The organism is Methylocystis iwaonis (assembly GCF_027925385.1).
In the GTDB taxonomy this organism is placed as follows: Bacteria; Pseudomonadota; Alphaproteobacteria; order Rhizobiales; family Beijerinckiaceae; genus Methylocystis; species Methylocystis iwaonis.
On record NZ_AP027146.1, the window covers coordinates 37263 to 59314 of the forward strand.

A 22052-nucleotide genomic window follows, 5' to 3' on the forward strand; every position below is an offset into this window, starting at 1 on the left:
AGCGTACTCCCTACTAGCGGCCGGGGTTGATCTGGGCCGGTGCAGTGAAGAAACGCAAGCCGTTGCGCATCTCCACCTTGGTATCCGTATCGATTTTCACATCGGATCCTCCCGGCACCACTTCGAAAAGGTCACGGTCTGGCCCGATGTCAGGCTCCGGTAAACGCCGCAGCTCGCCGCCAGTCAGCACCATTTCTCGAACTTTGTAGTTTGTGCGGTCGATCTTGATCTCGAATGCCTGGGGACGATCAGGCCTTAGCGCGTCCACACGATCATTATCCATTTTGCCACCTCCATGTCTTGATACCCTGATACCACGACACCACGTATATTGACAAGCAGTCTGATTTGGTTCAGAAAAGCACTATGAAACAAGTCAAAGCGATGACTGTCCGCCTCTCCGAAGATCAGGCTCAGGCCCTCGAGATGCTCGCAAGCGTTGAAAATCGGCCCGTGTCGGACGTGATTCGTTCTGCTATCACCACCCACATTGAGACACGCCGTCGCGATCCAAAATTTCAGGCCGGGCTTAAGGACCGTATCTCGCAAGCGCGCAAGCTTCTCGACCGATGAAGATCGTGGTCAGTGGGTCGGGTGCCTCAGCGAAAACCGTGACGAAGATAGAATGAAGAAGACACCGAAGCGTTTTGGCGGCACTGATCTCGTCCTCGGGCAGCAGACGTTCGCTGCCATCTCGGCGGTGGAAGGGTTAGGCCTCAGCGTCGCGAGCCGCAAGCGGCTGGCCGACATGAAGAAGCGCAAGCTATCCACCGATCAACAGCGGTCCGAAGTTATCCGCGCCTATTTGGACGCTAAGTCGCGTAGGTGAGAGCGCTCGGCTACGACGCATTCGACGACCCCTACGCCTACAAAGGCATAAACACGCTCAAGAACAAGCTCGGCCTGCGCGATCCGGATTTGCTTGAGGCGTTTGAACTCGAAATGACGGCGATCCGAGCGCGCGAGCCTTTGCCACGCGGAGTTTACGACGCGCTTCACTACCGCCGCGTCCACCGCCACCTGTTTCAGGACGTCTACAGCTGGGCCGGAAAATATCGAACTGTGCGTACGTCTAAAGGAGGTAACCCGTTTTGCTTTCCCGAGCACATCGACGCACAAATGAAGCGCTTGTTTGGGACGCTTGGGATAGTTTTGAATTCGCCACATGCTGATGACTTCGCCCGTGAGGCAGCGCGTTTTCTCGGTGAGTTAAACGCGATTCATCCGTTCCGAGAGGGCAATGGGCGCTCCCAGCTGACCTTTATAGCGATGATCGGGGAACGGGCCGGCTATCCGTTAGCCTTCGCGCGTGTGAAGCGCGAAAGCTTTCTGCCGGCGATGATCCGCAGCTACGAGGGCGACCTTAATCCGTTGATCGCCGAGCTTCGCCTCCTACTTGGCTAAAGCAGGCCATTTCGAAGTGCGGTATCTGAAGGCTCAGCGGGCGCTAAATTGAAATCAGCTCGAATCTCTATCCGGCACTGCCAATCCGACTCATTGATGGTTAATGGATCGTGTCCCATGACGTGGTGTAGGTGAGCGCGATCATCCCGGTCGCCGGCGAGGGCCGAACTGGTCAGGCGGCCACGGCGGCGTGTCGCAACCCGATCTTACCAGCGAACCGTCGATGACCACCGCAAGCCGCTCGCTCGCTACGGCGCTACGAAAGGCGCGCGTCGCGAGCCGCTTGCTCCGCCCGAGCTACACCAGTTCCCGGGATACGACCTGATGATGCTCTTGAAGTCTATTTGAAATTTAGCGTTTGAGGATGAGCGGCTTGTCGAGGGCGCGCTCATTCAGCCAGCCGGCCGGAAATCAATGTGCGCGGCTCTTCACAGAGTGTCTGGCGAGATCAGAAATGACTTCGAGAAAGCCGGAGCCAAGCACCTTGAGCCCGTTTCCGTCTCATCGGCGGCCGCTTCCCGGAGGGCTTCGCGCGGACGGCCTGGCGCGCAGGGCATAGTGTCGAGCGTACCGGCGACGCCAAAATGCGCACGGCCAATGCCGACCCCTTCGGATGGCTTATTCGCCCTTGACTGCGGCTTTGTGAGCAATGTAAACAGAATACTGTGAACGATGGTCACATGGAGCGAGTGTGGCAGAATTCTGGGAAGACCTCGTCGGGATCAACGAGATCGCCGCCATGACCGGTGTCTCGCGACAGGCCGTTGCCAATTGGAGAGTCCGAGCCGCTGATTTTCCGAAGCCAGTTCGCGAGCTGGCTTCGGGCCCAATTTTCCGGCGCTCCCAGATTCGCGCCTGGTTAAAGCGCCACAAGAGAAAAGGGAAGCCGATGACCCACGTAATTTCTACGATTAACTTAAAAGGCGGAGTCGCGAAGACAACGACTACCGTTGCTCTAGCTGAGACGTTCTCTGCGAATATGGGCAAGAAGGTGCTGGTGATCGACCTTGACCCCCAAACCAACGCCACGCTGATGTTGATTGGCGAGGAGAAATGGTTCGAATTGAACAAAAAGGAACAGACTTTAGCGCGTCTATTTAAGGATGCGATGGACCCCGACAATCGTAAATTCAATTTGGAGGGCACGCTTCAGAAGCAAGTATCCGACGTGGGCGCTGCGCGAACCATCGACCTGCTGCCATCGAGCCTCGACCTCATCGACGTCCAGGACAAACTCGCCTCGGCCCCCGCGGGGAAATTCTACGCGGCCAATCCGATCGATCTGCTCTGGCGAGCCGTAAAGGGAAAGCTCGATGATTACGACGTCGTCATTGTCGATTGCCCTCCTAACCTAGGGATTATCACTTTGAACGGTCTTCGAATCTCCGAAGGCTATATAATTCCCACAATTCCGGACCATCTCTCGACCTATGGCATTCCACAGATTACCACGCGCATCAGGGACTTTTCTGAAGCCATCTCCGAAACCATCGAGCCTGTTGGAATCGTTGCGACCAAGTACCAAGCCAATTCAACGGTGCATAATAACGTGCTGAAGCAGCTTCGAGAAGATGCCGATCTTCCCGACGTGATGGATACCATTATCCGGCAGGCGAATGCGGTCGCCGCTGCGGCCGAATTCCAGATGTACTCGCGAACCCTAAAGCAGAAGTACGGAGCAGAGCTGGCGGGTCAGTACGATGACCTCGCCAGAGAGATCTGGTCTGCCCTGGAGGCGTGACAATGAATATCCGGAAATTCCTGACGGCGCTCGTCCGTGAAATCGCCGATGAGGCCGAGCACAACCCAAGTTTCCGAGAGAGAATCGAGCAGGCTCTCAGCGTCGCGCCGCTGGGTGCCGATGTGGCCCATGCTCCCAGGACCGCATCCAAGACGGAAGAACCCAAACGACCTAGCAATCGGCGTGCGCCGGCTGTTCTAGATCCAGTCCAGCTGGCGCGCCAAGGCGAGGGGGTCTTGCGTAATGCGCTTGGAGAGTTAAACATTGAGCAGCTGCGTGATGTCGTTGCCGACTATGGGATGGATACCGGCAAGCTCGTGATCAAGTGGCGGACCCCGGATCGCATTATCGATCGCATTGTTGAAGTTTCTCGGCAGCGCGCACTTAAAGGCAGCGCATTTCGGGACATCGCGCCCGAAGATCCACAGGAGCGACCTTCAGCGCCCGATCTGCCCGAACCACGTGAAGGGTGAGACGGAAATGACAGCCGTGATCAACTTCGCGAACTTTCAAATCATGGAGCCAGAGACGAAGGACCTTGTCTTAGAACTTATGCAGAATGCCGACCGGCAGCGGTCCGCGTTCATGTCATTTGTTAATATTTGGATGGCCTTCAACGGGTGGATGGCGGCGATTACCGAGCGGGAGACCGACGCGGACATGATCCGGGACCTCTCTGTCAACCGTCGCCTGACCGATGCCTATGCCGGCTTGATGGAAAACTCTCGCGCGTTTCATCGTCTTGTTTATGATTTCTCGGCGATGTGGCCAGTTCTAAATGTCCGAGACGTACGGAAAAAACTTGGCCGCGACGCCTTCTGGCGGCTTCATAGCGATGAATTCGCCGCAGCCTGCAGTGCAGCCAATGTCAAGCGCCAGCCCTCGGCGTGGAATGCCGGCGATAGGCCATCGTGGGAACAATTGTTGCGCACGATCTACCAAGTGCGGTGCAACCTGTTTCATGGCGAAAAGTCGCCGCAGAACGTGCGCGACCGCCAGCTTATTCTTAAGTCGGATCGCATCTTGCGGACCTTTATAGTCGAGACGGGCTGCTTCGAGTGGCACGCATGACCGCTTCTGTCATAGCGTCTGGAGGCACAAATCGTTCGCCTCCGCTGGATGGCAGCGACAATCGGCGTGACCGCCCCGCCGATTGTCCTCCTTTAGTGGCGCGCAGCCGCACCCCGCGCGTCTTTTTTGCAAGGTGCTGACCGGTTGAGGGTGTCTCGCACTCATGGCCACGGGACGCTGGGCCAAGCCAATCTGCACGGAAACAGCTTCGTGTTCAGCAAACCTGTCTAACACTTCACGGAGCCCAAGCCTTGAAGGCCCGAGATCTAAGCTGCGCTCCAGCCTTTTCGGATTTTCTCCGCAATTGCCATCAATTCCTTCAGAGCGAATCCAACGTCTTCGCCCGATCCCGAGGAAGCAGAGTGGCTCGCCCGCCTCGCCTCGGCGTTTATCCCCGCGATCGCATCCGAAAGCTCGGCGCTGATGCCCACAGGGCCCCTCTGTGTGCTCTGGTTCTCTGAGCTTATAGCGGGTCCCGCGCTCGCCAGCGAGGGTAGGATGGAGCCAGACTCACCTTGCGGTGCCCTCGAGACCAGCGTCGATTTTGAATGAATCTCGAGCCATGCGGAGGGTTCCGTCCACCGCCGCAAACTTGGCGGGTCGCCTCTCGCGGCCCCCGCTTCATCGACGAGCCGCCGCATTTGGTGATCACGAAAAAAATAGAGCTTCCCAATCTCGAACGGCCGCGCATTGGCGACGAGCAGGATCGACCTATCCCTCGGCATCCGCGTCAGCTCCTGCGGCCGTCGCAGCGGCGCCGCCATGTGCCCGAGCGACACGCGAGACTGAGACAGGCCTGCTCCCATCATCTTCGTCGTGTGCGTCGCCGTGTACGTCCCAAGCGCGTCCGAGACATATTTTGCGGTCTCATTGTCGTTGATTGCGACGAAGAGCTTTAGCGCCGCGCCGGCAACAAGCGTCTCGCGCATCGCCTTGCCGTACGTCTCGTCGAGCTGGGAGATGTTTTGCAGCACGATCGTCATGCGGAAGCCATAGCCAGCGCTGACCGCGATCTTCGAGGCGAGAGACGACATCCTACCAAGCGCGTAGAATTCATCGAGGAGCAGAAGGACCTGATACGGCTCGTCGGCGCCAGGAAGATTGCGCATCAGCACATCGTGGATCTGCTGAAACAAGATGCGAATAAGCGGGCGGTAGCTTTCGAGATCGGCAAGCGGCGAGCCGATAAAGATCGACATGCGCTTGCGGCGCAGGTCGCGGATGTCGAAATCCGACGTTTCGGTCGCGGCGCAGATCAGCGGCGAGTCCCAGGCCGCAAAGGCGTTGTTGACGTTGAACATGACCGAGCCGCGGGTGCGGTCGGGAATCGCTACGAATTGATTGAAGGCGTCAAGCACCCAGGACGGGACAGAACCGTCATTTTCCGTCCCGGCGATGGCTTTGAGCACATCGGCGATGTCGTGCCCAGTCGAGATCACTCGCACGGCGGAGCGAATATGCCGCGCCTTCTCGAAATGGATGCTGGTCATCACATAGCCGAGCAGTGCCGCGACGGTCTTGCGCGCGGCAAGCGTCCATTCATTCTCGACTGAGCCGGTCGCGACGAGGAAGGTCGCGATATTGGCGCAGTCCGTCGCCATTTCGGGACCGGGCCGCACATAGTCGAGCGGATTGTAGCGGTGGGAGGAGGCGGAGCCCGGCGCGAAGACGAAAACACTGTCGCCCTTCGCCGCACGCGCCGCGCCGAAGGATTTCAGATTCTCGCTCTTGATGTCGAGCGTCACCATGGAGCCTGGCCAGGCGAGGCCGTTCGGGATAACAAAACTCACGCCCTTGCCGGTGCGGGTCGGGCCGACGATCAGCAAGTGCCCGGGGTCGTTCGAGATCAGCGTTTGTCCATTAAGACGGCCGAGGATGATCCCGCTTCTCGCGGCCAGACCCGCACGGCGTGCCTCGGGGAGCGTTCCGAAGCGCGCGTCGCCATGCAGCGTCGATCTGCGGTTTGCGTAAAGAAAGATCGCTAGGGCGAGGAAGAGCGCGAGCACGACGCCGGCGGCGAGGGCGCCGTTTTCCAGCGCGAGTTTGGCAACGCGCTCGTCCTGGGCATAGACATAAAAATGCTTGTAGGCGAGCGGAAAGCCATGGTCGAAGGAGATCGGCGGAAACTGCTCGAGGTCGAAGCGGGGATTTTCCGTCGTGACCCTCTTGAGAAGCGCCCATTTCTGCGCAGGCCTGGAGAAGCCGGAGCGAAAGCCGGTCACGATCGCATAGGGCACGGCCCAAAGCAGCGCCGCGGCAATGAAAACAAACAGCCCGATAACCAGCCGCTCGAGATGTTCCCGCATCATCGGCGCTCGACCTTTCAGCGCGCCCGCGCCGCGGCGCCCTGCTTCCAGGCCGCCATGCGCGAGAAATAGACCTCAGACGTTCCGCGCCAGCCGCCCAGCCGGCTTTGTTGGACCACGATTGGCAGGACCGTCTTCACATAGGCGATGATCTCGTCCTTGCGCAGGCCGAGTCCGCTCTGCATGACCATCAGCGCGAGCTGCTCGAACGCGCCCGCGGCGCTGTCGGCGTGAATCGTTGTGATCGAGCCGGGATGGCCGGTGTTGATCGCCCGCAGGAAGGAATAGGCCTCCGACCCCCGGATTTCGCCAAGGAAAATCCGGTCCGGGCGCAGGCGCATGGCCGCTTGGAGCAGGCTCTCAATCGTGACCCGCGCCTGGCCCTGGTCGCCCTTGGAGGCGACGAGCGGCAGGAAGTTTTTTTGCAGCGGCCTTACCTCGCGCGTGTCTTCGATCGTGACGATCCGCTCCTCGAGGGCCACCTCCTTTAAAATAGCGTTGAGGAAAGTGGTCTTACCTGACGAGGTTCCGCCGGAAAGCAAGATGGAATAGCGATTGCAGACAGCGAGCCGGATGAAGGCCTCGATCCGCCCCGCGTCCAAATGCTCGCAGAGCTCGCTATCAATCTCAGACAACTCGTTGCCGACCGAGACCTTGACTCGCTCAAACGAGCCCATGCGGCGGTAGTCTTCCAGCATGAGCTCCTTGATGACCTGCTTGCGGATTGCGAAGGCTCCGCCGTTCGTCGTCGCCGGCGGCAGCACCCCCTGAAAGCGTTCGCCGGTGGCGAGCGCAGCCGAGAGCAGCGGGTGCTCGCTATTAACGCTCTGGTTCGAAAAGCCCGCGACGCGCTCGCAGAGATGCCGAATCCAGTCACTCGTGACCGCAGGCGCCTCGATCCGCCGCATCGACGACTCCCCCATGACCTCGACGAAAAGCTCGCCCGGGCCATTGGCGACGATTTCGACAACGGTATCGTCGTTCAGCCATTGCCGCAGCGGCCCGAGCGCGTCCTCGAGAAAGACTGTGTGGGCGTCGGCGTCCCTATCGACGAGCCTTGGCTTCACGGCGCAGCTCCCTCAGTTCCTCTTTGACGGGGTCGGGATAAAATAGGGAGAAGTCGAGATCCTTCTTGATGAAGACGACGATGCGCGCGCCCTGGTCGACGTAAACGGTGGGCGGGATGTTGATCGAATCCCGCAGCGCCTCTTGCGAGAGCCGGGTCAAGGATTGCGAAACCTGCTGCGCGCCGATCTGCCGGGCGTTGATCAAATTTTGATTGGGCAAAGTCGTGATTGCCGTGAGCTGACCGGTGAAGGGATCGAGCGCATATTGGCTTTGTTGCTGGTAGCTGTTGACGTTCTGGCCAAGCGTCGCGACGAATTGCGAGACGCCGCCGATGACGCTGAGCGCGACTGCCGCCCCGAAACGCTCGACATAGTGATTGTCGAGGAAGCCGGAGTTCCCGGCCCGGCCGAGATCGTCGGTCCCCGGCGAACCCAGCTGAACGGAGACGCCGTCGGGGCGCAACAGCCGCGTCCAGACCACGAAAACCCTCGTCTGCCCGCGGGCGAGCCCGGAGCGATATTCGCCGATCAAGGTTGATCCCGAGGGGATGAGCACGCGCCGACCGTCGAAGGACCAGGCGTCTTCGCGGGTGATCGCTTTCACGGAGCCCGGAAGGTCGCTCTGGATCGCGGTCAGCAGCTCGCCGCGCACCATCGTGCCTTGCGGCACGAGGGCGTCGATCCGGTCGTTTTTCGTCGCGATGGATCGCTCGACGCCGGCGGAGCCGGCGCGGGCGAGAAAGCGCCGGTTAGGGTCATCATCGGCCGTTTCCGAGGTCCCACCCGGGGTCCTCTCATCGTTCCCTGCCGCCGCGCCGAGCGCGCCATCGGCGACGAGCTGGGGCGCCCGCAGCCGCTCCCAGCGCCGCCGCTCCTCTTCGGCGGCGAGACGCCGGGCCTCGACGTCGTCGACTTTCGGTTCGCTCTCCGTCTCGAAGGCCGGCGGCGCGACAAGAGGCGTGGGCGGGGCGACCGGCGGCGGGGGGACCTCGGCGGCTGGGGGCGGCGGAGGGGCCGTCATCTTGCCGAGATCCAGATTCGGGCGCTGGTCGATCGCCGGCGCCGGAAAAGCGGTGGTGTGGAATTCCTCTTTCTCCGGCGCGGTCATCGGCCGCGTCTCCTTATGCTGGGAGGCGTAAACCATCCAGCCGACGAAGAGCGCTGCGGCGCTGGGGACGCCGATCTTGATGAAATTTCCCATGACGTGTGACGAGCGCTGGACCGAGCTTCTTGCCGCATCTTCGAGCTCGAGCGAACGATAATGTTCGGGCGACGGCATGTTCGCTCCTTACCAAAATTGAAAGCCGTTCGAGCCCACGCGCTCCGGCGCATAGGGCTCGAGGCCGTCAGGCTCATGGAGATTGTTCAGCCGCCGATTGAAGACGCAGGTCGCTTCCGCGCCGTTGCGCAGCGTCCACTGGAAATTGACCTTGTCGACGATGACGTAGGGACCCTCTTTATGGAAATTGACGACGCTCTCCTTGCGGTCGTGATCGACAACGAAGATCGCCGGCGTCTCCTGATCTGCGGCGAAGCGAAACCAGGTTTTGACGCCATCGTCGAAGACCGCGGTCGGCTTTGAGAGCGAGGAGCCCTTATAGGCGTAATCGCTGTTGGCGTTGGCGACGTTGAAATTCTTCGTATTGGGATAGCTTGCGCGCTCCTTGGCGAGCGCGATGAGCCTGGCGTCGGCCTCGTCCTCAGGGAAGCGGAAGCGCACCTTGAACACTTGCGCCCTTCCCTGCCGGAAATCGGCGCGCAGAAGGAACGAATAGATGCGCTTCGACGTGACCACGTTCAAATTGGAAAAGGCGTTCTTCTCGACCGGCTTCACGAAGATGATGTTGCCGCGCTTGTTGGGCTCGACCTTCCAGGCGACAGAGTCGCCGAGCGCCAATGTCTCGATCTTCTCGTCCTCGCCCAGCACAATCATTGTGGAGACGCCATAGGAGCCGTTGATGGCGACGACCTCGTCGGGGCGGAAACTGACCTCCCGCACCCGAGCGTCGTAGCGGCCCGCCCAAGGCGACTCCTCAGCCTGCGCGAGGCTCGGAGCGCCGGTCGCGAGCAGACCGAGAAGGAGGGGGAAGCCAAGATGCCAGGTCATTTCTCGGCTCCCGTCGCGGTCGGGACCGTTTCCTGGTCGCGGCGGTATTCGGTCGTCTGGAAGCCGAGCGGATTGTCGAAGCGCATCTGGTTCGACATGGGCGCGCCGGAATAGCGAAAACGCACCAGCGCCACCCAGTCGCGATGGACGGTGTTGGAGGCGGATTTTTCATCCGTGCCAAAGCGCACCAGCGCCGTGCGCTGGTTTGGGAACGTCACCGATTTGACCGAGACGGCGACTTCCGTGGTGGCGCCGAAGGTTTTGACCGGGTTCTTCGGATTGGCCGGGCTGAAAATCTCGGTGAGATCGCGGGCGGCGTCGCCGGTCGAGAGCAGCTGCGCGAGATCAAAATTGTCCTTGAGCGCCTTGGGATCGTAAGTCTCGCGCGCCTTCACATAGCGCACGACGTTGAACATGGTGACGGCTTCGTCTTGGCTGAGCGCTCCCTGCGCCATCGGCCGCTTGACCTCGACGAAGCCTGAGGATTTGTCGACGACGATCATATAAGGCTCAAAGGTCTTGAGCGGCGCGAGGCTTGCGAGCGAGACGATCGCGCCAAGCGCGATGACGGTCATCACGGCGGCGATGATCCAGGCGATCGAGAGCGACGCATTTTTCCAGAGCGTCCGGTCCTCTTCCCAGGTCCCGCCCTCCTGGTAGTAGCGCGCGCCCTCCCCTGTCGCGGGGGCTCCAGGGCCCGGCGCAATGGGGGCGAACTCTTCTCGCAGGACCCTGCGGGGGAGGCGGCGAAACGGCAATTCCCACATCATCAAATCTGGTCCATTTTCTTGGCGAGCACATCGGCGGCGCGTTGGCCATAGATGCGCTCATAGCGGGCGCGCGTGACGCGATCCTGCAGCGACCGATCGACGCCGAAGCGTGCGCCGTAGCCGAAAGGCACGCGGGCGCGATAGGCGTTTGAGGCGACCATCGCGCCGTTCGCGGTGACCGAGCGCCAGAGCCCGCCGATCGTCGTCGCATAGAGCGGAATGCCGCCGGCGATCGCCGCGGCCATGCCGGGGAGCTGGCTCAAGAGGAAAAGGCCGGTGAGGCCGACGAGAAAGAACGGCGCGAGCGCGCCCCAATCGACCTGGCCGCTGTTGATGGCGGCGCCAAGACCCGCGAAGATCGGCTGCGTGACGGTGAGGTAGAAGGCGAGAAAGGCGTAAACCAGCACCTGCAGCATCGCATACAGGACCGCCGCGGAGAGCCAACCGGAGAAAAAGCGCGAGGAGGCGTCGAAAAGCAGCAGCAGGATCATCAAGGGCGCGATGCCGAGGATCAGCCACAGAAAGACCTTCGAGAGAATGATCGTGAAGGTGGCGACCGCCAGAAACAGCGCGATGATGATCACGCAGGCAAGGCCGACGAGGGCCGAGGCGAAGGATTGCAGGCTGAACGCGAAATGCAGCTGGAAACCTTGCGCAACCTGGTTCCAGATCGCTTCCAGCGCCGAGACGACGGCGTTTGGCGAGGTGTAAGCATTATTGTTGCCGACGCTGAGCAGCCGATTGCCGATCGCAGCTGGTCCGTCATTGAAGAGTGTATAGGCAAAACTCGTGAAGTCGCTCCAGGAGGTCGCGAGCGCATAGATCACGAAGGCCCTAAACAGCCGAAAGGCGGCGTCGGTCGCCGTTCCCGTAGCGGTTCCGGCCCAAACGCCAAATCCCCAGAAGATCACATAGGCGATGAGGAGGAGCGAGGCGATCGAAGCCCCTGCCCCGCCCGCCGTCACATCCCGAGCAAGCTCCTGAAAGGCGCCCTGAACATAGGTGCAGCCGGTCTGGTCGACGCCAGAAAGGATCTGCGGGATGATTCCGGACCCGTAATTCTGCGTCGGGCAGTTCTGCAGCACGGTCACTTGAGCCGCTCCGCGTTGATCGGGCGCAAGGAACCGCAGTCGCCAACGACGGATCTGAAGGGCGCAGGCGCGCGCGCCGCGTCCGGCTCCGCATAGAACAAGGCTTGCACGGCGTTCTGTTGCGGGCCCGCCGGCTCGGGCGTGGGTTGTTCCGCAGCAGCTGGCATGCCGCCTTCGGACATTGCGCAAGGCGCCTCCAACGGTTTGTAGCCGCAGCCCGAGAGCGCGCCCGCGAGCAGCGCGGTGCTCGCCAAGAGAAGACGTCCCATCGCTCTATTGTCCGTAGGGTCGAAACTGCATGGCGCGGGCCGCGGCGGAAAGCCCGGCGATGCGGTCGAGATTGGCCTGGTTGGCGGCGGCCGCCGCCGTATTGACCGCGCCATTGAGCTGGACGATCGACTGGCCGTTCTGCGCCTGGATCTGCGAGTTCTGATCGATCGAGCCTTTAACGTCGGGGGAGTTTCCGATCTGCTGCCCGCCGGTCGTGTAGGCGTTGCTGGCGCTCTTGACCGTCCCTTGCGTCGAGTTAATGAGCCCGAGAATGAGTTGGGCTGTGTTCGAGGAGTTGAGATAGGCCTTGTCGCTCGGGAGCGCGCCTTGCAGCCCGGATAGTGTTTTGACCAGATTGAGCCCATTGATCAGCGACGAGATGATTTGCTGAGAATCGCCGCCAAGCCCAGCGAAAGACAGCGGGCCCCCTGAAATCACCGAGCCGAGCGACGGCGCGCTCCCCATCGAAAAGCCGCTGCCGAGCGCCATTTGCGCGAGCGGCCCCTGCGCCAGCGACGAGCGGTCGCCGGTTACGGCCTGCAGGGTTTTCTGCACATTGGATAGGATATCCTGGTCGGTCGAGAGGATCTGCTTGGTGTTCGTCGCCGTCTGCTGGGACTGGGAGAGATTGGCGGCGTCGATCACCGGAACCTGGGCATGGGCGCCGCGAACAAGGAAAAGATTCGCAAGGCAGAAAGCCAATATCGCCCGTTTCATGCAAAGCCCTTTTTCTAATGCGACGATGCGCGTTTGAGATAAACGACGACGTTTCCGAGTTAATCGGTGACGCGGCGCTCCACGCAGCCGCCATCGAGCAGCAACTGGCAGAACTGGCTCGAGGCCAGGATGCAGGGACTATTCGCCGTGCCGTCGCCGCGGTAGCCGGCGCCGCAGGTCGCGTTGCCGGGGAGAAGCCCGCTTCCTGAGGCAAAGGAAGTGAAATTCATGCCGCGCGCGGCTTGGCTCACCTGCGACACGCGCATCATGTTGATCGCGTTATAGGCGCTGATGAGCAGATTGGCGGTTGCGAGCACCTGGTTCCAGCCGAGGCCGTTCTGCGTCCCGCCGGAGGAATTTTGGTCATAGCCGGCCATGATGGTCGACGACCCGCCGATGAGGCCGGAGGCGTTTTGATAGGTCGGCCCGTTGCTGACGATTGTCGCCTGCGTCGCCATATTGCCGGCGACGACGTCCCCTGCGGCTGAACCGAAATTTTTTGTCGCCAACGCCGGGCCAGGCGCATTAGCGGCTGGCGCCGCCTGCATTTCCGAATCGTAGCTCTGGACCGCGGCGGCGCCCGCGGATGCATTCGGCGTCGCCGTGTTGTTCTGCACCGCGCCCCTTTGGCCGGTGTGGGTTGCGCAATCGATGCCCTTCTGCCCGTCGCGCTGCTTTTGTTGCACCGGGACCAGGGTGGTCGTCAGCGCCGAGGTCTGAATCTTTTGCGTGAGCTGCTCGGCGTCCTCGACCGGAATATCGGCGCGGGCGGCGACCGCTGAGGCGAGAAGAAAAGCCGACGTAAGAAGAACGCGCATCAGGCCGTCCTCCCCATGAAAGTGGGCAGCCAGGCTTCCGGCGCGCTCCCGACCTGCTCCATTAAGGAATAGAGCTCAGCGACCGTCTCGGTGCGCCCGGAGAGCACCTTGATGACCTCCGGCATGCCGCCGAGGTCCAATTTGGCGATGACCGAATCCTGCCCATGCTTGATCAGAAAGGATCGCGCCTCGGGAACCGTCTCCCTGATCCAGCGCATTTCCCGGTCGGAAAGCTGGAAGGCCCTGCGGTAGCTTTCGTCATCCGCCTTGGCGTTGGCGAAGAACACATTGGTCGCGGTTTGCTCGATCAAGGTGTTCGCGGCCTTGGAGCGCACGATGTCGGCGGCGCTTTGGGTGCCAAAGCCGATGATGCCGTTCTGCTTGCGGAGGGTCTTGAGCTTGTCCTTGATAAAGTAAGAGAAAACCTCGTCATCGAGCAACCGCCAGCCCTCGTCGAGGAAGATCATGATGGGCGTCCCATCGATCAGTTCCTCGATCCGGTGGAAGATATAGAGCAGCGCCGCCGTGCGGATCGTCGGATTGTCGAGGACCCGCGTCATGTCGAAGCCGAAGATCGCGTGAAGCGAGAAACGGTCCTCGGGGTTATTGAAGAGCCAGCCGTTCTGGTCCTTGCGGATCCACGGCTCAAGCCGCGAGGCGAGGTCGCCCTCGCTTGCCTGAATTCGGCCGCGCAGCAGCGACTGGAAAGCGGGGAGGTTCCGCCCCTCTCGCGGGCCGGAGACGACGGTCTTGATTGCATTGCGGATGACTTGCTCTTCGGTGGCCGAGAGATCCGTGTCCAATCCGCCCTTGGGCCGAAGCAGGAAGGAGAAGAGACGGTAGAGAAACTCCCGCGTCTCGCCGCCGTCGGGAAGCATCAGGGGGTTGAAGCCCGTGGCGGTTCCAGGCTCGAGCGCCTCATATTGGCCGCCGAGCGCACGAATGAAAATTTCGGCGCCCCGGTCTTTGTCGACGAAGACGAGCCGGGGCCGAGGGGCCAAGCGTTGCGCCTGCGCCGCGATGAAGGAGAGCCACACGGTCTTCCCCGAGCCCGAGGGGCCGACGACCGTAAAATTCCCGAGATCAGACACATGGAAATTGTAGAAATAGGCCGTTTGCGAAGCCGTCTGGAACACCGAGATCGCCGAGCCCCAGTGGTTCCCGGCGGGCGAGCCGCTCGGGAAATTATGCAGCGAGACGAAGCCCGCGAGGTTCTTCGAGCTGATGATCGAGTTGCGGGCGATATAGGGAAAGTTTCCGGGCCACTGCGCCCAGAAGGCCGGTTCCATATTGAGGTCTTCGCGCACCCAGATCACGGAGCGGTCGGTGAGCGCCGCGCCCGCCGCCGTGACCGCGGCGTCGACCTCCTGCATGCTCTTACCCAACGCCAGCACCGTCATATGGTGCTCGCCGTAGAGGGCCTCGGAGGCGAGCAGTTCGTCCCGCGCGTCGTTCAAATGCTCGGCGACGATCGACCCCGCCTCGTCGGACATGTCGACCTGGCGCGCGACGCGGTCGATATGGGATTGGGCGACGGGGCGGTCGATGATCGCGAAGGATTGCGCGACGATGAATTCGTGCGGGATGGTCAAGAGATTGTCGAGAAAGCCCGGCCCGGTCTGCGCTGGATATTCCCTCACCGACAGCGCCGCGCCAAAGCGGGTCTCGCTCGCCGATCCGCCGCGGATTTCGAGCGCGTTCTTGCCGAAGAACACGCGCTTCGTCGCCAGCGCCTGGTCGAGCGACATTCTGGGAAGATGCATCGGCCTCGGGATGGCGCCATTGCCGAGCTGGACCAGGAATTCGAGCGGTTCCGAGAACCAGACCCCTGCCCGCTCGACGACCTTGAGAAGGCGCGGACGATAGGCAGACATGGCGGAGAGGACCGCCGTCGTAACGTCCCGCAGCTCGGCTTGCGCCTCTTGCCGGTCGAAGGAGTCGCCGTCGCCGGTCTTCTTGCCCAGGACCGTCTGCATCAGCGCTTCAAAGGTTCCGGCGTGGCCTTGCAGGGGCCTGCGGATGATCGTGAGGTAGAGGTCGTTGACGAACATCCGCCGCTTCGAAAGCGCCGTGTGATAGCGCTCGTCGAGCTCCCGGCAGAAGGCGTTATCGAAACTCGACGGGATTGTCGGTTCGATGTCACGCCGGATGATATGCGAATAAAGCGCGAAGCGGCTGTTGCCCAGCGTGCGCACGAGGTCGTTGCGGCCGAGCATGCGGACGTTGATGCTGGACCAGTCCGCCGTCTGGAACGAGAAGCCTTCCAGCTTGATGAAGTTCATCAACAGGCCGGACTTGGATTTGACGATGAAGTCGTCGACGTGGCGCAGATACGGCAGATGCGACGAGACTGGGCGTTCCCGCCGCGACACCGCGCCAAAGCTCATCTGGTCCTGCAGCGTCCTCAGCATCGAGCCCCTCAAATCTTATAGGAGTCGCAACCCCAAAATTCTCTGGAACGCGGCGGGCACTGGGAGGATCTCACGAACAGCACCTCGAAGATCCGGTCGTCTCTCAAGGTCATGACGTAGCCGAAGAGATGAAAAGGAATAATCCAGAGCAGATTGAACAGGTTGTGGGTGGCGAGAAAGATCACCGAGGTCACGACCATCTCGAACATGAAATACATGTAGGGGACGCCGACGATGGTCGGGGCCCGGGTCAGCGCCTTGACGAGCGGGACGATCATCGGCTTTTCAAGATCGGCGTTGCTCATCGTCAGCCGCCGACCGAGGACTGGAAGAACTGAACGATCTGCGTCGAGCCGAAGACCAGCACGATGCCGAAGATGATTGAGCCGGCGATGCCCCAGGTCATTCGGCCCGCCCAAGCAAGGAAACCTGCGGCGATGACCGCGAGAATGGCGAGAGACGTCGAGATCGGCCCCGTGAGGGTTTGTACGAGCGTTTGCAGCGTCGACTGCACAGGAGAGAGCGTGCCGCCCGTCGCAAAGGCCGGAGAGCTTGCGTGGAGCAGCGCCAGCGCGGCCAGAGTTGAAATTTTGCCGCGGCCAGTTTTGCTAAAATGCCTCATTCCTGTTCACCATTCTGTTCGAAGTTCCAAACGAAGCCAGACCGCCAATTGTGGTCCTTGGCGCTTTCCTGCGGCTGCGCCGCGGGGAGAGGGCCGTGCTCATCGCCTGTCTTTGCGTTGATCTTGGGCCAGTCGTAGAAGTCGTTCACGACCGCGGCGACGAAGCTCACAGTTTCCGGAAACGGCGGGACGCCGTGATGCGCGAGGAGCGCCTTCTCGCCAGCGTTGTAGGCAGCGAGGATGTAGATCGGATTCCGATAGCGGCTGTGCAAGTCGCGCAGGAACCGGACCCCGCCTCTGACGTTGTCGGCGGGGTCGCAGATATTGACGCCGTAATGTTTGGCGGTCTCGGGCTCGAGCTGCATGAGACCGATCGCTCCGCGCGGCGAAACCGCGTTGCTCTGAAAGCGGGACTCAGCGCGCGCCACGGCCAACACAAAGTCAGGGAAGAAATTTTCGTCGCGGGCGATTTTCTCGACGAGGTCGCGCGCTGCGCTCGCTGGCATCGGCCCGGGTCCCGGGCAACTCTCGGTCTTTTTCGCGCCGCCTTCGGTCGTGCGCTCGACCTCTGAGCCCGCGACGGGCGCTGGAACCACCTTGCCAGACGGCGAGACCATCGCTTCCAGGGCGCGCCCGCGCGCGATCAGCGCTGCTTCGCCCGAGAGAGCTTGCGACGCAGCGCCTAAAGCAAAGAGAATTCCGAGAGCGGCGCCGCGCATCTTGCCTCTGTGTTCTATTAAAATATATACTAAACGAACTCGAGCCGACGGCGCAAGCGCCCCGAGACGGAATTTTTCACCGACGGCGGGAGCTTCCGGCGGGATCCCGGCTATGGAATCCTGGCTATGCCTACGGGCCCTGAGGCACCAATGGTTGAAACTGTCATTATAGACAGTGCCTTAGAGCGCACCAGGAATCCCTGTCGCGGTTCGATCGAGATGGATCCGTTTTCGCGCCGGCGCGCAGTGCCCCCTGTCTGCCAAGCGGGCGGCGTTTCAATGCTAAAATATAATCTAGAGCGTCTCTGGGGCCCCCTCTTCAAAGAGACGAGCGTTCTTGGCACTACGCGTCACGCCTTGCTTTCATTCCTCGGTGGCCAGGATAGTTGTGAGGATGCGGGTTTTGCGACATTCTTGCATGAGTACGAGTTCTGAGAGGTTGCCCATGACGAACGACGCCATTGCTCAACTCTCAATCCTCACGGAAGCGTTGACGGAGATTGTCGACTTGGCGACAGCTCGATCGAGCTCGGTCGCTCTGTCGAATGATCTGCTCGATCGAATGGGGGAAATCGCTGCGGGAGCGCTCACAGCCGCCGCAACCTACGGGCAGTTGCCGCCGTTTCCGATGGAGATCGGTTTTCGCGGGGAGACGCTGAATTAGCGTCGCTTGATCGCTGAAGCGCGCTTCTAGTGTCCCGTCTCTCAAATATCGACTATTATTTCCCCTGCGAGTGATTTGCAGGAAGTCTTATTGGGATGGCACGGCCAATCAAGCAGATACAGGCTGAAGCAGAGGTCGTAGCGGAACTGCGGCGGCGGGCGCGTGCAAGGACGAGCCTAGTGCGCGAACGCGAGCGCGCCGAGATTATTCTTCTTCGACTGGACGGCGTCGGCGTCGCTGAAACAGCGGTGCGATTGAAGACGACGGCAAAGCGTGTCTCGACATGGTCGAAACGTTTCGAGATGCACGGGCTCGCTGGCCTTGAAGAAGCCGCAGGACGGGGTCGCAAACCTTCGATCCCGGCGAGGAAAGTCGCTCGCGTCGTGACCGAAGTCACGCAGCCGCCGAAGGGACGCAAACGCTGGAGTGTGCGCAGCATGGGTCGCCATGCCGGCGTCTCCCATAGCACGGTGCAGCGCATCTGGTCGAAGAACGACTTGAAGCCCCACGTCACCAGGACGTTCAAGCTGTCGACCGATACTGACTTCGAGAGGAAATTCTGGGACGTGATCGGCCTTTATCTCGACCCGCCGACGAATGCGCTGGTGCTGTGTTGCGACGAGAAAAGCCAATGCCAAGCGCTGGAGCGCTCACAACCCAGTTTGCCGCTCGGTCCCGGCCATCCGCGCACGATCACGCATGACTACAAACGCCACGGCACAACGACGCTGTTCGCGGCGCTCGATTATCTGCAGGGCAAGCTGATTACGCGCACAGAGCAACGCCACACACATGTCGAGTGGTTGCGCTTTCTCAAGCAGATAGACCGGGAGACGCCCAAGAGCTTTGAATTGCACCTGATCGCTGACAACTACGCGACCCACAAGCATCCTAAGGTGAAGGCGTGGCTCGCAAAGCGTCCGCGCTTCAATATGCACTTCACCCCGACATCATCATCGTGGCTCAATTTGGTCGAACGGTTCTTCGCCGATCTGACCGAGGATGTCATCCGATCGGGTAGCTTTGCCTCGGTAAAGGAGCTGGTTGACGACATCAACGCCTATCTGGCGGAACGCAACGCCAATCCCCAGCCCTATAAATGGACCGCGAAAGGCGAGGCCATCCTCGAAAAAATCAGCCGCGCCCGCAAGGCTCTCGAGAAAGCAGAAGCGGATGAGTTATTGGTCGCCAATTGAGAGTCAGGACACTAGCTTTCTTCGATTAGCGCAGTTGAGGAGGTGACCAGTTGGGCGTTAACATGGACCGCTAGCCAAACCGTCGGCTCGGTTGCATCGGTCCATTCGATCCGATGCCGAAGACGCGCGGGTATTTCGACATAGTCCCCCGGACGCAAAATGCGTGGAGCGTCCTCCCCCTCGAACAGCAATCCTGCTGAGCCGCTCAGCAGGATGACCCATTCGGTCTGCTCTTGGTCGTACCAATAGCCAGCCGGGCTTGCTTGGCCAGTCGAGACGATGCGTTCGATCCGCGCGCCCGGCAGCTCGGCCAAGGCGGTAAATTCCTCCTCGGTCAGACGCTCGGGGATGTTGGCAAACAGATTACCGGCTGCGAGCATTGCGTCCCTCCCGGTGGCGGTCTTCCGCACGTCCTCATGCACCCCATGGCCTGTCAAATGGAAGTAGTCACGCCTTCCGGTGAGCATTAGCGCAAGGCCGTCGATGGCTGCGACGACGGTCGACGAAGAGTGATACAGCGGGCCGCAAACCTCCATGCGCGACTGTTCGCGCGTGATTTTCTCCCGGCAGGCGCCGATCGCCGCTAAGAGACGCTCGTGATCGACGAGGCGATCCGAGCGGCGGTTCGGTTTTCGGGGCATGGACAGGGCCTCTGTTGTTCTGTATTCGTTCTTATATGAGCACGGCGGCGTGGAGAAGGCCGAAAATGGGGTTGAGGACTTGGAAACGAACTGGCGGCTGCGTGGTCCTGGCGTTCGCCGCGCTTGGTCTCCTCCCCGTGTTCGCGCCGCCAGCCAGCGCCGGGGAGGTGGAAATCCACTACGCGCCTGCCGAGAACCTTGAACACCTGGATGTCGGTCTGCTGCGCTCGGCGCATACAAAGATTGACATGGCGGCTTATTCCCTGACCGATTGGCCGGTCATCGACGCCCTAATTGACGCCAGTAGGCGTGGCGTCGCCGTCCGCATCGTCCTCGATCCGGGCCAGCAGCATGCCTTCGACCGACTTCGCGAAATCGCGGGCGCCATCCGCATGAAGGCGCCAGGGCCCTATATGCATCTCAAGTCCTATGCGATCGACGGCCGGATCCTGCGCTCGGGGTCGGCAAACTTCTCAGCCTCGGGCCTGAAACAGCAGGACAATGACATCGTTGTCGTGCGCGAGCCATCCGCGGCCAACGCCTTCGAGGCTCGCTTCGAGCAGATATGGGCGGGCGCCAATCCGCTGCCGACCCCCGGCAATCAGTTCGCGAATCCCGCGCCCTCCCCCGCGCCCAAGACGGAAACGGCGATGCCTGAGAACTGCCTAATCAAGGGCAATGTCAGCCGCAGCGGCGAGCGTATCTATCATGTGCCCGGGGACCGCGCATACGCTCGCGTGCGGATGGACAAGGGGCGGGACAAGCGCTGGTTCTGTACCGAGGAGCAGGCCGTCGCCGCCGGCTGGCGTAAGGCTTCGACTTGGTAACTCTACCAAACCCGCGGCGCGAACCGATATTTTTTCCGTTCTGCATGGGCCGCATATTTCGGGAACCGATTCGCTAGCGGCAGCCTTTCAATTATGGCGCGTGTAGCCAACAGCATCACCAACGGCGGAACGAAAGCGACCCCGTAGAACGAGTCGAGCAGCAGCGGCGTCCCGAGCAGGAAGGGGCCGTTCATCACGATCAGCTCCCTACCGCCGGGGTCGGAGGCCTTGCATCAGGCTGAGGCATGCTTCCCGGCCGAACTAATCGACGTGCTAAACTCTGAAGCGGATGCTACAGGCGGTTCAAGGGCGTTGCATGACTGGCCGCTATAAAGGAGGAAGCCTCTCAAACATGGAGCTGAGCGATGGCATCAGATACCCGCAATATCTATTTAAAGTGGCCCGAGAACGCATTGAAGAACCGGAGCGCGACCCCCTCAGAGGTCTATCGCTGGATCAGGGCGAATGAAGTCGTGCCCGCCTCAGAGATGACTGGGTCGCCCAATCCAAAAATCAAAGCGGCGCTTCCATGAGGCTTGTTGTCCAATCTCCAACGCAACCGGAGCGCATTATTGGCGCGCTTGAGGACATTATCGACAATGAGACTGCCGAAATGCGGCTGTCGGTCGCCTACGTAACCGCGTCGGGGGTCCAGCTCCTTATCGAACGCCTGACAGAAAGGCTTGGGGTTTCGAAGTGGAGAAAGATGCGCAAGAGGCTGATTACCTGCGTTGATTATGGGATAACAGAACCAGAGGCTATGACGGCGTGGGGAGCGTTACCGCTGTCATCGTTGCATGTTCACAATGCCGACCTAATCACGAGCACGGACTTCACTCCAAAAATAGCGTTTCATATCAAGATGTATGAATTTCGCACCGGCAAAAAGGCGAACCTGTTGGTCGGTTCCGCCAATCTCTCCGAGCGCGCGCTGGTCTTCAATTGGGAAGCCGCATCGGTACATGTCGGGATATCAAACCTCAAGGTCCTGGACGGTAGGTGGAAACAAATGCGTGTGGGCGCTATTGCGGCCGACGCGGCGTTGATTGCCGCCTATGATGCAGCCCGAAGAAAACATCCTCCTCCTCCGCCGCCGCCTATTCCTCCACCATCTAACAGCCCGTCCGATTCCCTGTGGGAAGCCATCAACAGTGCCACATGTGATCCAGCAGGCTACGAGTATTTCTGGGTCGACGCCGGGTATCTAAGCGGAGGCTCGCAGAATCAGCTGGAATTGCCGCGCGGCGCAAATCGGTATTTCGGCTTTAGCTTTGCCAATTATGATCTGCCGCAAGAGCCGATTGGAACGATCGGTCTTGCGGTTCGATCGGCGCTTCATTCGGATCGGCCCTTGAGCTGGCACGGCGACAATCGTATGGAACGTGTCAATCTGCCGACCGGGTTCAACTACGCTGGCAATGTCATGCTCTTTCGTCGACGGGCGACTTGGTTCGATTTGACGTGGACCCCCCTGGGAAGCGAGCGGGCCGCAGCATGGGCAGGAGCCTCCGAAGCTGTTGGGCGACGATATTGGGTTGGCAAAAAGGGTGGACGAGTCTGTGGGCTCTTCTGAGGCCTCACCACACGTTCGGCATCAACATGTGCGGTGC

Annotated in this window: 26 protein-coding genes; 10 read left to right on the forward strand and 16 right to left on the reverse strand. The window is 60.8% G+C overall.

Annotated elements, in window-relative coordinates; translation table 11 throughout:
* Nucleotides 1–13 precede the first annotated feature (13 nt).
* Complete coding sequence (locus tag QMG84_RS20955; protein WP_281932768.1) at nucleotides 14–283, reverse strand: multiubiquitin domain-containing protein; 270 nt, start codon at nucleotides 281–283, stop codon at nucleotides 14–16.
* An 83-nt stretch (nucleotides 284–366) separates the two neighbouring features.
* On the opposite strand from QMG84_RS20955, the gene QMG84_RS20960 reads away from it, so the two are divergent.
* The 6 genes from QMG84_RS20960 to QMG84_RS20985 all read left to right on the forward strand — a co-directional run bounded on the left by QMG84_RS20960 (nucleotide 367) and on the right by QMG84_RS20985 (nucleotide 4216).
* Entirely contained in the window at nucleotides 367–573 is a 207-nt protein-coding gene (locus QMG84_RS20960) for a ribbon-helix-helix protein, CopG family (protein WP_281932769.1), read from the forward strand.
* 52 nt (nucleotides 574–625) lie between these two features.
* On the forward strand, nucleotides 626–829 hold the full coding sequence (locus QMG84_RS20965) for a hypothetical protein (RefSeq protein ID WP_281932770.1): 204 nt from the start codon (nucleotides 626–628) through the stop codon (nucleotides 827–829).
* Nucleotides 826–1404 (forward strand): Fic/DOC family protein, encoded by a 579-nt coding sequence (locus QMG84_RS20970; RefSeq protein ID WP_281932771.1) that lies wholly within the window; start codon nucleotides 826–828, stop codon nucleotides 1402–1404. Before QMG84_RS20965 ends, QMG84_RS20970 begins: the two co-directional genes overlap by 4 nt.
* A gap of 691 nt (nucleotides 1405–2095) precedes the next feature.
* Complete coding sequence (locus QMG84_RS20975; RefSeq protein WP_350356540.1) at nucleotides 2096–3145, forward strand: AAA family ATPase; 1050 nt, start codon at nucleotides 2096–2098, stop codon at nucleotides 3143–3145.
* 2 nt (nucleotides 3146–3147) lie between these two features.
* Nucleotides 3148–3618, forward strand: a complete 471-nt coding sequence (locus QMG84_RS20980) for a hypothetical protein (protein ID WP_281932772.1) — start codon at nucleotides 3148–3150, stop codon at nucleotides 3616–3618.
* Nucleotides 3619–3625: 7 nt separating this feature from the next.
* Complete coding sequence (locus tag QMG84_RS20985; RefSeq protein ID WP_281932773.1) at nucleotides 3626–4216, forward strand: hypothetical protein; 591 nt, start codon at nucleotides 3626–3628, stop codon at nucleotides 4214–4216.
* A gap of 266 nt (nucleotides 4217–4482) precedes the next feature.
* Here the strand turns inward: QMG84_RS20985 and QMG84_RS20990 are convergent, their stop codons facing one another.
* From QMG84_RS20990 to QMG84_RS21050, 13 genes are read right to left on the reverse strand one after another with little or no spacing between them, the layout of a single operon-like run.
* Nucleotides 4483–6525, reverse strand: a complete 2043-nt coding sequence (locus tag QMG84_RS20990; protein WP_281932774.1) for a type IV secretory system conjugative DNA transfer family protein — start codon at nucleotides 6523–6525, stop codon at nucleotides 4483–4485.
* 14 nt (nucleotides 6526–6539) lie between these two features.
* Nucleotides 6540–7589, reverse strand: coding sequence for a P-type DNA transfer ATPase VirB11 (gene virB11, locus QMG84_RS20995; RefSeq protein ID WP_281932775.1), 1050 nt, complete (start codon nucleotides 7587–7589; stop codon nucleotides 6540–6542).
* Entirely contained in the window at nucleotides 7567–8868 is a 1302-nt protein-coding gene (gene virB10 / locus QMG84_RS21000; RefSeq protein ID WP_281932776.1) for a type IV secretion system protein VirB10, read from the reverse strand. Before virB10 ends, virB11 begins: the two co-directional genes overlap by 23 nt.
* 9 nt (nucleotides 8869–8877) lie before the next feature.
* Nucleotides 8878–9696, reverse strand: a complete 819-nt coding sequence (virB9, locus tag QMG84_RS21005) for a P-type conjugative transfer protein VirB9 (RefSeq protein ID WP_281932792.1) — start codon at nucleotides 9694–9696, stop codon at nucleotides 8878–8880.
* Nucleotides 9693–10466 carry a VirB8 family type IV secretion system protein gene (locus tag QMG84_RS21010; RefSeq protein ID WP_281932793.1) on the reverse strand — a complete coding sequence of 258 codons (774 nt, stop codon included), beginning with the start codon at nucleotides 10464–10466 and terminating at the stop codon, nucleotides 9693–9695. Before QMG84_RS21010 ends, virB9 begins: the two co-directional genes overlap by 4 nt.
* Nucleotides 10466–11557 carry a TrbL/VirB6 family protein gene (locus QMG84_RS21015; RefSeq protein ID WP_281932794.1) on the reverse strand — a complete coding sequence of 364 codons (1092 nt, stop codon included), beginning with the start codon at nucleotides 11555–11557 and terminating at the stop codon, nucleotides 10466–10468. The genes QMG84_RS21010 and QMG84_RS21015 overlap by 1 nt, the downstream gene beginning before the upstream one ends.
* On the reverse strand, nucleotides 11554–11826 hold the full coding sequence (locus QMG84_RS21020) for a hypothetical protein (RefSeq protein ID WP_281932795.1): 273 nt from the start codon (nucleotides 11824–11826) through the stop codon (nucleotides 11554–11556). Before QMG84_RS21020 ends, QMG84_RS21015 begins: the two co-directional genes overlap by 4 nt.
* Before the next feature lie 4 nt (nucleotides 11827–11830).
* Nucleotides 11831–12544, reverse strand: coding sequence for a TrbJ/VirB5 family protein (locus tag QMG84_RS21025; protein WP_281932796.1), 714 nt, complete (start codon nucleotides 12542–12544; stop codon nucleotides 11831–11833).
* A 59-nt stretch (nucleotides 12545–12603) separates the two neighbouring features.
* Complete coding sequence (locus QMG84_RS21030) at nucleotides 12604–13362, reverse strand: hypothetical protein (protein WP_281932797.1); 759 nt, start codon at nucleotides 13360–13362, stop codon at nucleotides 12604–12606.
* On the reverse strand, nucleotides 13362–15773 hold the full coding sequence (locus QMG84_RS21035) for a VirB4 family type IV secretion/conjugal transfer ATPase (RefSeq protein WP_281932798.1): 2412 nt from the start codon (nucleotides 15771–15773) through the stop codon (nucleotides 13362–13364). Before QMG84_RS21035 ends, QMG84_RS21030 begins: the two co-directional genes overlap by 1 nt.
* Before the next feature lie 8 nt (nucleotides 15774–15781).
* Nucleotides 15782–16078: a VirB3 family type IV secretion system protein gene (locus tag QMG84_RS21040; RefSeq protein ID WP_281932799.1), complete on the reverse strand. Its 297-nt coding sequence runs from the start codon at nucleotides 16076–16078 to the stop codon at nucleotides 15782–15784.
* A gap of 2 nt (nucleotides 16079–16080) precedes the next feature.
* Complete coding sequence (locus tag QMG84_RS21045; RefSeq protein ID WP_281932800.1) at nucleotides 16081–16395, reverse strand: TrbC/VirB2 family type IV secretion system protein; 315 nt, start codon at nucleotides 16393–16395, stop codon at nucleotides 16081–16083.
* Nucleotides 16392–17114, reverse strand: coding sequence for a lytic transglycosylase domain-containing protein (locus QMG84_RS21050; protein ID WP_281932801.1), 723 nt, complete (start codon nucleotides 17112–17114; stop codon nucleotides 16392–16394). Before QMG84_RS21050 ends, QMG84_RS21045 begins: the two co-directional genes overlap by 4 nt.
* Nucleotides 17115–17559: 445 nt before the next feature.
* Between QMG84_RS21050 and QMG84_RS21055 the strand changes: the two genes are divergently transcribed.
* The gene (locus tag QMG84_RS21055; protein ID WP_281932802.1) at nucleotides 17560–17778 is read left to right on the forward strand and encodes a hypothetical protein; all 219 of its coding nucleotides are present in this window, start codon (nucleotides 17560–17562) and stop codon (nucleotides 17776–17778) included.
* Nucleotides 17779–17873: 95 nt separating this feature from the next.
* Nucleotides 17874–18974 carry an IS630 family transposase gene (locus tag QMG84_RS21060; protein ID WP_281932803.1) on the forward strand — a complete coding sequence of 367 codons (1101 nt, stop codon included), beginning with the start codon at nucleotides 17874–17876 and terminating at the stop codon, nucleotides 18972–18974.
* Between the two features lie 11 nt (nucleotides 18975–18985).
* On the opposite strand, the gene QMG84_RS21545 is transcribed toward QMG84_RS21060, so the two are convergent.
* The gene (locus QMG84_RS21545) at nucleotides 18986–19615 is read right to left on the reverse strand and encodes a cupin domain-containing protein (RefSeq protein WP_350356543.1); all 630 of its coding nucleotides are present in this window, start codon (nucleotides 19613–19615) and stop codon (nucleotides 18986–18988) included.
* Nucleotides 19616–19680: 65 nt separating this feature from the next.
* On the opposite strand from QMG84_RS21545, the gene QMG84_RS21070 reads away from it, so the two are divergent.
* On the forward strand, nucleotides 19681–20442 hold the full coding sequence (locus QMG84_RS21070; RefSeq protein ID WP_281932804.1) for a phospholipase D-like domain-containing protein: 762 nt from the start codon (nucleotides 19681–19683) through the stop codon (nucleotides 20440–20442).
* A gap of 2 nt (nucleotides 20443–20444) precedes the next feature.
* Here the strand turns inward: QMG84_RS21070 and QMG84_RS21075 are convergent, their stop codons facing one another.
* Complete coding sequence (locus tag QMG84_RS21075) at nucleotides 20445–20639, reverse strand: hypothetical protein (RefSeq protein ID WP_281932805.1); 195 nt, start codon at nucleotides 20637–20639, stop codon at nucleotides 20445–20447.
* 332 nt (nucleotides 20640–20971) lie between these two features.
* On the opposite strand from QMG84_RS21075, the gene QMG84_RS21080 reads away from it, so the two are divergent.
* A complete protein-coding gene (locus QMG84_RS21080; RefSeq protein WP_281932806.1) occupies nucleotides 20972–22015 on the forward strand; it encodes a phospholipase D family protein in 1044 nt (347 codons plus the stop codon).
* Nucleotides 22016–22052: the final 37 nt, after the last annotated feature.

Excerpts from the sequence above, each read along its gene's own strand:
- QMG84_RS20985 (WP_281932773.1), top strand. The coding sequence starts at position 3,626 with ATGACAGCCGTGATCAACTTCGCGAACTTTCAAATCATGGAGCCAGAG.
- QMG84_RS21070 (WP_281932804.1), top strand. The coding sequence starts at position 19,681 with ATGGGGTTGAGGACTTGGAAACGAACTGGCGGCTGCGTGGTCCTGGCG.
- virB10 (WP_281932776.1), bottom strand. The coding sequence starts at position 8,868 with ATGCCGTCGCCCGAACATTATCGTTCGCTCGAGCTCGAAGATGCGGCA.
- QMG84_RS21025 (WP_281932796.1), bottom strand. The coding sequence starts at position 12,544 with ATGAAACGGGCGATATTGGCTTTCTGCCTTGCGAATCTTTTCCTTGTT.
- QMG84_RS21545 (WP_350356543.1), bottom strand. The coding sequence starts at position 19,615 with ATGCCCCGAAAACCGAACCGCCGCTCGGATCGCCTCGTCGATCACGAG.
- QMG84_RS20960 (WP_281932769.1), top strand. The coding sequence starts at position 367 with ATGAAACAAGTCAAAGCGATGACTGTCCGCCTCTCCGAAGATCAGGCT.
- QMG84_RS20965 (WP_281932770.1), top strand. The coding sequence starts at position 626 with ATGAAGAAGACACCGAAGCGTTTTGGCGGCACTGATCTCGTCCTCGGG.
- QMG84_RS21040 (WP_281932799.1), bottom strand. The coding sequence starts at position 16,078 with ATGAGCAACGCCGATCTTGAAAAGCCGATGATCGTCCCGCTCGTCAAG.
- QMG84_RS20980 (WP_281932772.1), top strand. The coding sequence starts at position 3,148 with ATGAATATCCGGAAATTCCTGACGGCGCTCGTCCGTGAAATCGCCGAT.
- QMG84_RS21020 (WP_281932795.1), bottom strand. The coding sequence starts at position 11,826 with ATGGGACGTCTTCTCTTGGCGAGCACCGCGCTGCTCGCGGGCGCGCTC.
- QMG84_RS21010 (WP_281932793.1), bottom strand. The coding sequence starts at position 10,466 with ATGATGTGGGAATTGCCGTTTCGCCGCCTCCCCCGCAGGGTCCTGCGA.
- QMG84_RS21060 (WP_281932803.1), top strand. The coding sequence starts at position 17,874 with ATGGCACGGCCAATCAAGCAGATACAGGCTGAAGCAGAGGTCGTAGCG.
- QMG84_RS21035 (WP_281932798.1), bottom strand. The coding sequence starts at position 15,773 with ATGCTGAGGACGCTGCAGGACCAGATGAGCTTTGGCGCGGTGTCGCGG.
- QMG84_RS21080 (WP_281932806.1), top strand. The coding sequence starts at position 20,972 with ATGAGGCTTGTTGTCCAATCTCCAACGCAACCGGAGCGCATTATTGGC.
- QMG84_RS20990 (WP_281932774.1), bottom strand. The coding sequence starts at position 6,525 with ATGATGCGGGAACATCTCGAGCGGCTGGTTATCGGGCTGTTTGTTTTC.
- QMG84_RS21030 (WP_281932797.1), bottom strand. The coding sequence starts at position 13,362 with ATGCGCGTTCTTCTTACGTCGGCTTTTCTTCTCGCCTCAGCGGTCGCC.
- QMG84_RS21045 (WP_281932800.1), bottom strand. The coding sequence starts at position 16,395 with ATGAGGCATTTTAGCAAAACTGGCCGCGGCAAAATTTCAACTCTGGCC.
- virB9 (WP_281932792.1), bottom strand. The coding sequence starts at position 9,696 with ATGACCTGGCATCTTGGCTTCCCCCTCCTTCTCGGTCTGCTCGCGACC.
- QMG84_RS21050 (WP_281932801.1), bottom strand. The coding sequence starts at position 17,114 with ATGCGCGGCGCCGCTCTCGGAATTCTCTTTGCTTTAGGCGCTGCGTCG.
- QMG84_RS20955 (WP_281932768.1), bottom strand. The coding sequence starts at position 283 with ATGGATAATGATCGTGTGGACGCGCTAAGGCCTGATCGTCCCCAGGCA.
- QMG84_RS21055 (WP_281932802.1), top strand. The coding sequence starts at position 17,560 with ATGACGAACGACGCCATTGCTCAACTCTCAATCCTCACGGAAGCGTTG.